This is a genomic window from Salinisphaera sp. PC39 (genome assembly GCF_040361335.1).
Taxonomy (GTDB): domain Bacteria; phylum Pseudomonadota; class Gammaproteobacteria; order Nevskiales; family Salinisphaeraceae; genus APNM01.
The window spans coordinates 173,770-185,765 of the sequence record NZ_APNM01000008.1; the positions used below are offsets into that span (position 1 = coordinate 173,770).

General features: G+C 68.3%; 12 protein-coding genes and 1 pseudogene. 4 read left to right on the forward strand and 9 right to left on the reverse strand.

Annotated elements, in window-relative coordinates; genetic code table 11:
* Positions 1 to 58 precede the first annotated feature (58 nt).
* The 4 genes and pseudogenes from sdhA to PC39_RS09840 form a co-directional block, all read right to left on the reverse strand.
* Positions 59 to 1,852 (reverse strand): succinate dehydrogenase flavoprotein subunit, encoded by a 1,794-nt coding sequence (sdhA, locus tag PC39_RS09825; protein ID WP_353253206.1) that lies wholly within the window; start codon positions 1,850 to 1,852, stop codon positions 59 to 61.
* Complete coding sequence (sdhD, locus tag PC39_RS09830; protein WP_353253207.1) at positions 1,849 to 2,226, reverse strand: succinate dehydrogenase, hydrophobic membrane anchor protein; 378 nt, start codon at positions 2,224 to 2,226, stop codon at positions 1,849 to 1,851. The genes sdhA and sdhD overlap by 4 nt, the downstream gene beginning before the upstream one ends.
* Before the next feature lie 57 nt (positions 2,227 to 2,283).
* Positions 2,284 to 2,670, reverse strand: coding sequence for a succinate dehydrogenase, cytochrome b556 subunit (gene sdhC, locus PC39_RS09835; RefSeq protein ID WP_353253208.1), 387 nt, complete (start codon positions 2,668 to 2,670; stop codon positions 2,284 to 2,286).
* A 25-nt stretch (positions 2,671 to 2,695) separates the two neighbouring features.
* Positions 2,696 to 2,791 (reverse strand): annotated as a pseudogene (locus tag PC39_RS09840) (DUF1674 domain-containing protein); the annotation flags it as partial.
* A gap of 141 nt (positions 2,792 to 2,932) precedes the next feature.
* Between PC39_RS09840 and ygfZ the strand changes: the two are divergent.
* Complete coding sequence (gene ygfZ / locus PC39_RS09845; protein WP_353253209.1) at positions 2,933 to 3,814, forward strand: CAF17-like 4Fe-4S cluster assembly/insertion protein YgfZ; 882 nt, start codon at positions 2,933 to 2,935, stop codon at positions 3,812 to 3,814.
* A gap of 212 nt (positions 3,815 to 4,026) precedes the next feature.
* Here the strand turns inward: ygfZ and lysS are convergent, their stop codons facing one another.
* Positions 4,027 to 5,520, reverse strand: coding sequence for a lysine--tRNA ligase (gene lysS / locus PC39_RS09850; RefSeq protein ID WP_353253210.1), 1,494 nt, complete (start codon positions 5,518 to 5,520; stop codon positions 4,027 to 4,029).
* A gap of 41 nt (positions 5,521 to 5,561) precedes the next feature.
* Positions 5,562 to 6,663 (reverse strand): peptide chain release factor 2 gene (prfB, locus tag PC39_RS09855; RefSeq protein ID WP_353253211.1). Its coding sequence is split into 2 segments (ribosomal slippage): positions 5,562 to 6,590 and positions 6,592 to 6,663, totalling 1,101 coding nucleotides; the frame shifts between segments, so codons are not numbered across the junction.
* 397 nt (positions 6,664 to 7,060) lie between these two features.
* Between prfB and PC39_RS09860 the strand changes: the two genes are divergently transcribed.
* Both PC39_RS09860 and PC39_RS09865 read left to right on the forward strand, forming a co-directional pair.
* Positions 7,061 to 8,209, forward strand: coding sequence for an OmpA family protein (locus PC39_RS09860; RefSeq protein WP_353253212.1), 1,149 nt, complete (start codon positions 7,061 to 7,063; stop codon positions 8,207 to 8,209).
* 111 nt (positions 8,210 to 8,320) lie between these two features.
* Positions 8,321 to 8,812 (forward strand): DUF6231 family protein, encoded by a 492-nt coding sequence (locus PC39_RS09865; RefSeq protein WP_353253213.1) that lies wholly within the window; start codon positions 8,321 to 8,323, stop codon positions 8,810 to 8,812.
* Between the two features lie 18 nt (positions 8,813 to 8,830).
* Here the strand turns inward: PC39_RS09865 and PC39_RS09870 are convergent, their stop codons facing one another.
* From PC39_RS09870 to gluQRS, 3 genes are read right to left on the reverse strand one after another with little or no spacing between them, the layout of a single operon-like run.
* Entirely contained in the window at positions 8,831 to 9,019 is a 189-nt protein-coding gene (locus PC39_RS09870; RefSeq protein ID WP_353253214.1) for an acetyltransferase, read from the reverse strand.
* Positions 9,016 to 9,369, reverse strand: a complete 354-nt coding sequence (locus tag PC39_RS09875; RefSeq protein ID WP_353253215.1) for a DUF488 domain-containing protein — start codon at positions 9,367 to 9,369, stop codon at positions 9,016 to 9,018. The genes PC39_RS09870 and PC39_RS09875 overlap by 4 nt, the downstream gene beginning before the upstream one ends.
* On the reverse strand, positions 9,366 to 10,319 hold the full coding sequence (gene gluQRS, locus PC39_RS09880) for a tRNA glutamyl-Q(34) synthetase GluQRS (RefSeq protein WP_353253216.1): 954 nt from the start codon (positions 10,317 to 10,319) through the stop codon (positions 9,366 to 9,368). Before gluQRS ends, PC39_RS09875 begins: the two co-directional genes overlap by 4 nt.
* A gap of 128 nt (positions 10,320 to 10,447) precedes the next feature.
* Here gluQRS and PC39_RS09885 point away from each other — a divergent pair, with 128 nt between their 5' ends.
* Positions 10,448 to 11,788: a short-chain fatty acid transporter gene (locus PC39_RS09885; RefSeq protein WP_353253217.1), complete on the forward strand. Its 1,341-nt coding sequence runs from the start codon at positions 10,448 to 10,450 to the stop codon at positions 11,786 to 11,788.
* Positions 11,789 to 11,996 lie beyond the last annotated feature (208 nt).

The window sequence follows — 11,996 nt, forward strand, 5'->3', positions numbered from 1 at the left end:
GTGATTCGTGATTCGTCTCGCCTGCCGATCACCAATCGCGAACCGACGATCACCGGTATCAATACACGCGCTTCTTGGGCGGGATGACCTTCATGTCCTCGGTCATGGTCCGCATGTGCACCGGCCGGTAATCGAGCCGGATGCCGCCGTCCTCGTACCAGGACAGGGTGTGTTTCATCCAGTTGTCGTCGTCGCGGTCCGGATAGTCCTCGCGTGCGTGGGCGCCGCGGCTCTCGGTGCGGTTATGCGCCGAGGTCATGGTCGCCAGCGCCTGGCCCAGCATGTTCTCCAGCTCCAGGGTCTCGACCAGATCGGAGTTCCAGATCATGGAGCGGTCGGACACGGCCACGTCGTCGAAGGAAGCCACCACCTCGCGCAGCTTGCCCAGGCCCTCTTCCAGGGTCTCGCCGGTGCGGAAGACCGCGGCGAAGTTCTGCATGGTGCGCTGCATGTCGTCGCGGATGGCCGCCGTGGAGCGGTTGCCATCGGCGTTGCGACGGGCGTCGAGGCGCGCCAGGACCTTGTCGTCGATATCCGCCGGCAGGGTCTTGTGCGGTGTGCCCGGTTTGATGGTCTCGGCGCAGCGATGGGCCGCGGCACGCCCGAACACCACCAGGTCCAGCAGCGAATTCGAACCCAGGCGATTGGCGCCGTGCACCGACACGCAGGCGGCCTCGCCCACCGCCATCAGGCCGGGCACCACACTGTCGGGATCGTCCTCAGCCAGGGTCACCACCTCGCCGGTATACAGCGCCGGAATGCCGCCCATGTTGTAGTGCACGGTCGGCAGCACCGGGATCGGCTCCTTGGTGACATCGACGCCCGCGAAGATGTGCGCGGTCTCGGCGATACCCGGCAGACGCTGATTGATGACGTCCGCGCCCAGGTGCTCCAGGTGCAGGTGGATGTGGTCCTTGTCGGGCCCCACGCCGCGCCCTTCCCGGATCTCGATGGTCATGGAGCGCGAGACCACGTCGCGGCTGGCCAGGTCCTTGGCGTTGGGGGCGTAGCGCTCCATGAAACGCTCGCCCTCGGAGTTGGTCAGGTAGCCGCCCTCGCCGCGCACGCCCTCGGTGATCAGGCAGCCGGCGCCGTAGATGCCGGTCGGGTGGAACTGCACGAATTCCATGTCCTGCAGCGGCAGGCCGGCGCGCAGCACCATGCCGCCGCCGTCGCCCGTGCAGGTGTGCGCCGAGGTGCAGGAGAAATAGGTCCGGCCATAGCCGCCGGTGGCCAGGATCACGGTGTGGGCGCGGAAGCGGTGCAACGTGCCCTCCGCCAGATCCCAGGCCCAGACGCCGCGGCAGGCGCCCTCCTCGTCCATGATCAGGTCGAGGGCGAAGTACTCGATGAAGAACTCGGCCTTGTGCTTGAGCGCCTGCTGGTACAGGGCGTGCAGCATGGCGTGGCCGGTGCGATCGGCGGCGGCGCAGGTGCGCTGCGCGGTGCCCTCGCCGTAGTGCGTGGTCATGCCGCCGAACGGCCGCTGGTAGATCTTGCCGGCCTCGGTGCGCGAGAACGGCACGCCGTCGTGCTCCAGCTCGATCACCGAGGGGATCGCCTCGCGGCACATGTACTCGATCGCGTCCTGGTCGCCGAGCCAGTCCGACCCCTTCACGGTGTCGTAGGCATGCCAGCGCCAGTCGTCGTCGCCCATGTTGGCGAGCGCCGCCGAAATGCCGCCCTGCGCGGCCACGGTGTGGCTGCGGGTGGGGAAGACCTTGGTGACGCAGGCGGTGGACAGACCGGCCTCCGCGAGGCCGCGCGTGGCCCGCAGCCCGGCGCCGCCGGCGCCGACCACGACCACGTCGTGCTGGTGCTCAAGAACCTCGTATGCCTTCGATGAACTCATGTCAACGCCATCCACAACACTGCGAAGATCGCCGCGGCCGCCACCACGATGTGGGCGAACTGCAGCACGACCAGGGTCGCGAGCTTCAGCCACTCGCTATGCACATAATCCTCGACCACCACCTGCAGACCGAGCTGCGAGTGGTAAAACAAGGTACCCAGGAACAGGACCACGGCCACCGCCGCCACCGGCGACGACAACCAGGCCAGGACCGCCTCGTGGCCGGCGCCGGCGCGCGCGGCGATCGAAACGACCAGCCACAGGGTCAGCGGCACCAGTGCCACGGCGGTGATCCGCTGGGCCCACCAGTGTGCAACCCCGTCCTTGGCGGACCCCAGCCCGCGGGCGCGGGCAAGCGGCGTACGTATACTCATGCGCGATTCTCCCACGAAGCACCGGGCCGCGGACGCGTCCCGGCCGTCCCCAAGGCCCTACGCGAGGGCGATGCCCCACGCCAGCGCCGTCAACACGACCGACGCGGCGAGGGCGATGTAACCGCTGATGCGGGCGGTCTCGCGCCCCAGCGCGGTACCGGTATCCCACACCAGGTGCCGGATACCGTTGCAAAGGTGATAGAACAGGGCGTAGCTCCAGGCCAGGAGCAGCACTTGTCCGTACCAGGCACCGAGGTGCCCGTTCACGGCCTGGAAGGCCTCGCCGCCCATGGCCGCCGCGACCAGCCAGACCGCCAGAAGCACGCTGCCGATCGACAGGAATACGCCGGACATGCGATGGCTGATGGACATCGCCATCGTCGTCAATTCCCAGCGGTAGACCTGAAGGTGCGGCGAAAGCGGGCGGTTGGCGTGTGCAGTCATGGCGGCGTGGTCCCTCGGCGGAACATCAGAAATCGATACAGCGCCCGTTCTTTTCCCAATCGCCGTAGCGGGTCGGTTCGGGACCCTTCCGGCCACCGATCTCGCGCGGACGCGCGGGCTGATCGTCGGCCGGGCTCCCGGGCTCGGGGGCGCCGATTGGTTTGCGGTCACGGGACATCGGGCGAATCTTAAACGTTGTGTCAGTTGCGAGGCAATAATACGCTGTGCGTTTACCTTCGGATTCAGGCAGTTGACGACACGGATGGAAACCGCTACCGAGCCCTCGCCCGCTATCCGGCCCGCCGCGATCGGCATCATCGCCGTCGGCGGGGAGGACGCGGCCACCTTTCTCCAGGCCCAGCTCAGTAACGATGTGCTCGGCCTCGACACCGGCCGGAGCCGGCTGGCGGCCTGGTGCGACGCCAAGGGCCGCGTCCAGGCGGTGGTTAGGGTACTACATCGTGACGACGAGTTCCTTATGCTGTTGCCGCGGACCCTGATCCCCGCGGTGTTGCAACGTCTGCGGCTGTTCGTGTTGCGCGCGCGGGTGACGCTGCGGGACGCGGGCGACGACCTGGTCGGCTACGGCCTGATCGACGAACCGGCCGAGGGGACGACGCCGGCGCCGGGCGAGGTCGCCGCCGACGGGCAGCGGCAATACCTGGGCCTGCCCGGACCGGCGCCGCGCCGCATCGCGATCGGACCGCCACGGGCGCTGGCGGACATGACCCCGGCCGACGACGACGCCTGGCGACGCGCCGGCATCCTCGCCGGCGAACCGCAGGTATACCCGGAGACACAGGGCCTGTTCGTGCCGCAGATGCTCAACCTGCACTGGCTGGACGGCATCGACTTTCACAAGGGCTGCTACCCGGGACAGGAGGTGGTCGCGCGGCTGCAATACCGCGGCAAGCTCACCCGCCGACTGTTCCGGGCCCACCTGCCGGCGGGCCGGACACCGCCGCCCGCCGCGGCGGTCGTCGACGAGGCGGGCGAGACCCGCGGCCAAGTGGCGGACGCCGCGCCCGGGCCGGACGGCCAGGACCTGCTCGCGGTGCTCAGGATCGATGCGGCGGACAAGCCGCTTTATATCGACGGGGCCGAGCTAACCCTGGCGCAGTTGCCTTACCCGACCGGAGAATAAGAAAGCTAACCACAGAGACACAGGGAACACAGAGCCAAGCAAAGATTATTTGGCTCGTGAAACTCGTGCCCATTATTTGCCCGGCCGGGGACTGAAGAGTGTTTTCCGCGGGACGCCAATCAACCACGGAAACACAGGCCACGAAGCTCGAAGGCAAAGTAATACTCGCCTTGCTCTGTGTACTCTGTGTCTCTGTGGTTAATTCTTAGTGGCTATACCTCCGGACGGAGCTGCGGGAACAGCAGGACGTCGCGGATGGAGGCACGGTCGGCGAGCAACATCACCAGGCGGTCGATGCCGATGCCGGCACCGGCGGTGGGCGGCAGGCCGTATTCCAGTGCCCGCACGTAGTCGGCATCGTAGTACATGGCCTCGGCGTCACCGGCATCCTTGGCCTGCGCCTGGGCCTGCAGCCGCTGCGCCTGGTCCTCGGGATCGTTGAGCTCGGAGAACCCGTTGGCGATCTCGCGTCCGCCGACGAACAGTTCGAAGCGCTCGGTAAACTCCGGATCGTCGTCGTGCCGGCGCGCCAGCGGCGATACCTCGGCCGGGTAGTCGATCACGAATGTCGGCTGGATCAGGCGGCTCTCGCCGGTCTTCTCGAATATCTCGGTGAGCAGCTTGCCGACGCCCCACCCCGCTTCCGGTTCGATACCCAGGGACTGCGCGTGCGCCGCGAGCGCCTCGCGATCGTCGAGCGCGTCCGCCGTCAACTCCGGGTTGTAGCGCCGCACCGCGTCGCGCACGGTCAGCCGCTCGAACGGCGCGCCCACGTCGATCTCCTCGTCCTGGAACGGGAGCCGGGTCTTTGCCGCGATGTCGCCGGCGAGACCGCGTATCAGGGATTCGATCAGATCCATCAGCTCGCTGTAACCGGCATAGGCCTGGTAGAACTCGAGCATGGTGAATTCGGGATTGTGCCGGGTCGACAGGCCTTCGTTACGGAAATTCCGGTTCAGCTCGTAGACCTTCTCCAGGCCGCCGACCACCAACCGCTTCAGGAACAGCTCGGGCGCGATGCGCAGGTAGAAGTCGTGATCCAGGGCGTTGTAGTGGGTCACGAAGGGACGCGCCGCGGCGCCGCCGGGCAGCGCTTGGAGCATCGGGGTCTCCACCTCCATGAAACCGCGCTCGTCGAAAAAGCGCCGCACCGCGCGCACGGTGCGGGTACGCAACTCGAACACGGCGCGCGAATCGGGATGCATGATCAGGTCGAGATAGCGCTGCCGATAACGCGCCTCGGTGTCGCTGAGGCCATGCCACTTCTCGGGCAGCGGCCGCAGCGACTTGGTCAGCAGACGCAGGCTGTCCGCGGCCACCGACAGCTCGCCGGTCTTGGTCCGGGTCAGGCCGCCGGTCACGCCCACGACGTCGCCGATATCCAGGCCCTTGAAGGCGCGGTACGCCTCCTCGCCGAGCTCATCGCGCTTGAGGAAGAGCTGGATGCGCCCGCTCATGTCCTGGATATGGGCGAAGCTGGCCTTGCCCATGACGCGCTTGGCCATGAGGCGACCGGCGACGGCCACCCGCGGCGCGTCCGCCAGCGCCTCGGCGTCATCATCGGCGAAACGATCCTGCAGCTCGCCCGCAAGCGCATCGCGCCGGAAATCGTTGGGATAGGCGCCGCCGGTCTCGCGCCAGGCCGCGAGCTTGTCGCGGCGGGCGGCGATCAGGCGATGTTCTTCCTGTTCTGTCTCGTCTTTCATGTGCGGTGTTTCGCGATCGTGTGCCACGTGCCGGCGGCGTCCTAGAGCCCCTGTTTCAGGCTCTCCTCGATGAAGGGGTCGAGATCGCCGTCCAGCACCGCCTGCGTGTTCCCGACCTCGAGGCCGGTGCGGACATCCTTGATGCGGGACTGGTCCAGGACGTAGGAGCGGATCTGGCTGCCCCAACCGATATCCGCCTTGCCCGCCTCGGTGACCTCGGCCGCCTCGCGGCGGGCGGCGAGTTCCCGCTCGTAGAGCTTGGCCCGGAGCTGCGACATGGCGGTGGCCCGGTTCTTGTGCTGGGAACGGTCGTTCTGGCACTGGACCACGATGCCCGAGGGTAGGTGCGTGATCCGCACCGCCGACTCGGTCCGGTTGACGTGCTGGCCGCCGGCGCCGCTCGCGCGATAGACGTCCACCCGCAAGTCCGAGGGATCGATGTCGATCTCGATGTTGTCGTCGATCTCGGGCGAGACGAACACCGCCGCGAAGGACGTATGGCGCCGCGCGCCCGAGTCGAAGGGCGACTTGCGCACCAGGCGGTGAACGCCGGTCTCGGTGCGCAGCCAGCCGTAGGCGTAGCTGCCGGTCACGTGCACGGTGGCACTCTTGATCCCGGCCACGTCGCCGGCCGACACCTCGATGATCTCGGTGCCGAAACCGCGCCGTTCGCACCAACGCAGGTACATCCGCAGCAGCATCTCGGCCCAGTCCTGGGCCTCGGTGCCGCCGGAGCCGGCCTGGATGTCGAGGAAGGCGTCGTTGACGTCGGTCTCGCCGGAGAACATGCGCGCGAATTCCAGGCGCTGCGCGCGCTGCTCCACCTTGCCGAGCTCGGCCTCGATATCGGCGAGCACGCCGCCGCCGTCGGTCTCGTCGGCGGCCAGCTCGAGCAGATCCTCGCAGTCCGTCAGCGCAGCCTCGCCCTCCTCGAGGGGCGCCACGATCTCTTCCAGGCGCGCCTTCTCACGGCCCAGCGCCTGGGCCGCGTCGGGGTCCTCGTTCCAGATCTCGCCGCGCGCGAGCTCGGCGTCTATCTCTTCCAGTCGGTCTTTGCGTTCGGCGTAGTCAAAGATAGCCCCGCAGGTCGCTGAGGCGCGACCGCAGGGCATCCATACGGCTTTTCAGTTGGTTGATTTCCATCGTTCGACGGCACTCGCGTTGAATTCGATTCGACACCGCCGGACGGCCAAACGTCCGGCGACGGGCGCGCGATGATTGCAGCAATGGGCGGTCACGGCAAGTGCGCCCCGCTCCCCCGGTCGCCGCCCCGTCTCCGGCCGTCCCGGCAGCGATTCGCCCATGCCGCGGGCAGCACGGCCGTCCAAGTGCGCATGACTGATCAGATATTAACCAGACATCGCCCGAACCCCTTGGCGCGCCAGCGCATAACCGTGCTCGGTTGTAGTAGGCTAGCGGCATATCGGGAGATTGCGCCCAAGCACCACGCGTGGTAACAATTCCGGTACTGGGCTGTCGCGTCGTCACCGAGGCGCGGGCCGTGGCAGTTTTTTCATCGAATCGTTCCTTGGGAGGGGCCATGATTCGCAAAAGTTTTCTAGGTCTTGGGGCAGTCGCGCTGCTGACGCACGCAGCGGCCGGCTGGAGTGCGGACGAAGAACTCGATACGCGCTTCTACGTAGCCCCCATGGCGAGCTACAGCAACTACGGCGAGGACAGCTTCGATCCGGACGACGGGTACGGCGGTCAGTTCAGCATCGGTAAGAACCTGACCGAGCACCTGGCCCTGGAACTCTACGCATTCCACTTCGGCTCGTCGGACCTCGACAACGTGTCGAATCAGGCCCAGGCCAGCGGCGGCAGCGAGATGGACGTCACCGGCTACGGCCTGAGCGCCCTCTTCTTCCCGGCGCGCGACGTCCTGCCGATCTTCGGTATCGTCGGCCTCGGCGAGGGCAGCCACGACTTCGATAACGTGTTCTTCCCGCAGGGAACCGGTGACCAGGATTCCGACTTCATCGATATCGGCGTAGGCTTCATGGCGCCGATCACCGACGGCGGCATCGCCATCCGCGGCGAGTATCGCTATCGCAGCAGCGAGGTCGATGCGCCCACCGGCGGTGAATTCAAGTTCCGCGACGACGTCGTGTCCCTGGGCCTGCAGATCCCGCTGGGCTCCAAGCCGCAGAAGAGCGAGCCGCGGCGTGCCGCGCCGGAGCCGCAGCCGAAGCCGGCGCCCGCGCCGGCCCCGACGCCCGCCGAGCCGCTCGACAGCGACGGCGACGGCGTGCCCGACGAGAGCGATCGCTGCCCCGGTACGCCGGCCGGCACCGAGGTCGACGAAGTCGGCTGCCCGGCTGAGAAGGAAGAGCCCATCGTCCTGCAGGGCGTGCGCTTCGAGTTCAACTCCGCCAAGCTGACCGCCGACGCCGAGCGCCGTCTCGACAACGTCGTCAACGCGCTGCAGGCCAGCGAGTCGATCGAGGTGCGCATCGAGGGCCACACCGACAGCGTGGGCAACGCCGCCTACAACCTGAAGTTGTCGCAGGAGCGTGCCGATTCCGTGAAGGCCTATCTGGTCGACCACGGCATCGCCGCCTCGCGCCTGAACACCAAAGGTTACGGCGAGACCCGTCCGGTGGCGCCCAACACTAAGCCGAACGGCTCCGACAACCCCGAGGGCCGTGCCAAGAACCGCCGCGTGGAGATGCACGTGGTCGACGAATAGACCCGCGGACATCCGCGCGTCAAAGCCCGGCTTCCCAGGAAGCCGGGCTTTTTTTTGCCGGTTTTTGCTAGGCTGGCACCGGTCCGTTCCCGCCGAACCCGGAGGAGCCGCATGCGATCCGATCCCGGCGATCCACCCGAGGACGCGATACGGGAAATCCTGGCCTGGTTGCACCAGGCCGCGCCCGACCGCCTGTTGCTGGTCTGCCCGCCGGATTCGGCACTGCGTCGCGCCGTGGACCAGGCGCATGGCGCGGCGGAGCACCTGGCACCGGACGCCGCCACGCCGGCGGCGCTCGACGGTCATGCCTACGATCTCGCCGTGGTGGCCGGCACGTTGGAATGTCTGACATCCGCCGACGCGGGCAAACTGCTCAGCCGCCTGCGGGACCTGCACACCAAGCGCTTCCTGGCCCTGGTCAGGCTGACCCCGGACGGCTGGTCCAACACCGACCTGATCGCCTACGGCATGAAACGCTGCGGCCGATTCGAGGACGGCTACGCCCTCTACCGCTTCAATATCTACGACTACAAGGACACGCCGGACTGGCTCAACGCCCGCTACTGGGCGCATCCCGAGCGCTGGGGCAAGGAACGCTGGTAGACGCCCTGCCGCGGTCGATCAATCGGCGGGGTCGTCGACCAGGCGCGCCAGCTCGAGACCGCGGATAGCGGAAATCGCCGCTTCCAGGGCCCCTTCGCCGCACAGGCCCCGGATGGCGGCATCCCTGTAACCGGCCACGGCGGCTTCGATACAGGCCGCGCGGACACGTTCCGCCAGCTCCAGTTCCCGGTCGCTCGTCCCGCTCATCGACGTCCCTCCAGGTAGTCACGCAGCGCCACGGCGTTGTTGTGCTCGCGGTCGCGGGCCGCGAATACGAGCGTCAGGCCCGACTCGCGCGCATGCCGGCGCAGCGTCTCCAGACTTTCCGGCTCGGCCGCGGCCAATTCCCCGAAATAGCGTTGCCGGAATTCCCGCCAGCGCGCCGGATCGTGCCCGAACCACCGGCGCAGTTCGCGGCTGGGGGCCAGCTCACGATACCAGCCGTCGACCGCCGCCTTCTCCTTGGAGACGCCGCGCGGCCACATGCCGTCGACCAGGGCGCGGTAACCGTCCGCCGGCTCCGCCGGATCGTAGATACGCTTGATCGCGATAGTCATGCCTCCTCCGCGAGATCGCGCCCGGCATCCCAGACCAGGGTCGTGCATGCCGGCACCGCGGACAGCCGCCAGTGACGCCGGCCCCATGCCAGGACGTCGGCCACGCCCGACGCGTCGAGACCGGGCGGCGGTGCCTGCCCCAGACAGCGGAGGGCCGCGACCAGGTCCTCGGCCGGGCGCCGGCGATCGAGAGCGGTGGCGCCCTCGCTCTTGCTCAACTTGTCCCCGTTCGCGTCGACCAATAACGGGACATGGGCATAGCTCGGGGTGGGCAGGCCGAGGCAGCGTTGCAGATGGATCTGGCGCGGCGTGGACAGCAACAGGTCCGAGCCGCGCACGACCTCGCCCACGCCCTGGTGGGCGTCGTCCACCACCACCGCGAGCTGATAGGCATAACAGCCGTCGGCACGGCGGATCACGAAATCCCCGACATCCCGGTCGAGACGCTGGCTGCGGCGGCCGAGAACGCCGTCCACGAAGGCGATCTCCTCGTGCCCCGCGCGCAGCCGCACGGAGCGCGGCGACCGGCCCTCCGGCAGTCCGTCGCGGCAAGTCCCCGGATAGATCGGCCCCTCCGGCCCGGCGGGACCGGTGCGCGCCTCGCGCCGGCTGCAGCCGCAGTCGAACGCCAGCCCGCGCGCCTTGAGATCGGACACGGCATCGGCGTAGGCATCGAGCCGATCGCTCTGGTAGAGCACCGGCCCGTCCCAGGTCAGGCCGTATGCCTCCAGCGTGCGCAGGATGTCGTCCGCGGCGCCGGGCACGGCGCGGCGTGGGTCGATGTCCTCCATGCGCATATACCAGGCGGCCCCGCGGCTGCGCGCCTGCAACCAGCTCGCCACGGCCGCCGTCAGGGAACCGAAATGCAACGGTCCGGTCGGCGAGGGGGCGTAGCGGCCGGCGGGTGGCGCGGCGCCGGTCGCTTTCGTGTCGCTGTCGTCTGCGGCCATGCCCATTCCGGTCGGCGGTGTGAGCGGTCCCGGCATACCGGGCTGCAACCACACCTATAGGTAGTTCCCGCGCGCGATGCAAGGGCTAACCTCGCACGATCGCGATCGCCGGCACCGGAGGGGAGATCATGCTCAGAGCCATCGCCAGACACTGCCAGTGGAGCGTCGAACGCTTCCTGCCCGACAGTTTCATCCTGACCGCGTTGCTCACCCTGCTGACCCTGGTCCTGGGCATGCTGGCCGCGAACCGGGGCCCGCTGGTCATACTCGACCACTGGTACCGGGGGTTCTGGGATTTCCTGCCCTTCGCCATGCAGATGTCGCTGATCCTGCTGACCGGATATGCGCTGGCCATGGCGCCGGTCGTGCAGCGGGGACTCGCCGCCCTCGCCCGCCTGCCCTCGACGCCGCCGGGCGCGGTCTCCCTGATCGTGCTGATCGCCGCCGGCGCGGCCTGGTTCAGCTGGGGCGTGGGCCTGGTGCTGGGCCCCATCGTCGCCCGCGAGATGGCCAAGCATGTCCGCGTCGACTACCCGATCCTGGTGGCGGCCGCCTATTCCGGGGCGATCGCCGCCCTGCCCGCCGGCCTGACCATCACCGCGCCGATCCTGGTGAGCACCCCGGGGCACTTCCTGGAGGCGGAGATCGGCGTGATCCCGCTGGCCGACACCATCTTCGCGCCGACCCAGATCGCGACCGCCGCGCTGGGCGTGGCCGGGGTGCTGTGGGCCTTCCGGCGCATGACCCCGTCCGACGACGAGGCGCGCCTGGTGGATCGCGAGACCCTGGAGCGCATCGACGCCGCCGCGACACCGACCGAACGGGCCGAGCCGACGACCGTGGCGGAACGGCTCAACGAGAGCCGCCCGATCCAGTACGCGCTGGTCGCCTGCGGCGGCGCCTGGCTGTTCCACTGGTTCCTCGTGCGCGGCGGGGACCTCAACCTGAACGTGCTCAATTTCACGTTCCTGATGCTGGGACTGGCCCTGCACGGCTCGCTGCATCGCTACGCCGGCGTGTTCGCCGACGGCGCCCGCTCGATCGCGCCCATCGTGCTCCAGTTCCCGTTCTATGCCGGCATCATGGGCATGATGGCCGGCTCGGGGCTGGTCGTGCTGATCGCGACCTGGCTGGTCTCCGTGGCCTCGCCGACGACGTTCGGCCTGCTGGCGATGCTCTCCGCCGGTCTGATCAACGTCTTCGTGCCGTCGGCCGGCGGGCAGTGGGGCATCCAGGGGCCCATCCTGGTCGAGGCCGCGCGCCAGCTCGAGATTCCCGCGGCCGTGGCCGTCAACGCCTATACCATCGGCGATCTCTGGACCAACCTGCTCCAGCCCTTCCTGGCCTTGCCGGCACTGGGCATCGCCGGCCTTGCCCTGAAGGATATCTGGGGCTATTGCCTGGTGGCGTTGGTCATCGTCGGTCTGGCGGGCGTGACCGGCGTGTTCCTGCTACCGCTGCTCCTTTAGGGGCTGCCGGGAGAGCGGCCCTGCGCGGGACAGGGATATCCCGCCGCCGCTTGGGGCACGCGATGCGTGGCGCGGCCGTGCCGGAGCCGGACCCGGCGTACCGGAAAAGGACAGCTCCGCCCTCTTCCGGTATCGCCGCGGGATTACCCCGCCTACGTCTTTTCGTAGGCGCTCAGATCCATGTGTTCGGAGACCAGCAGGTCGTTGC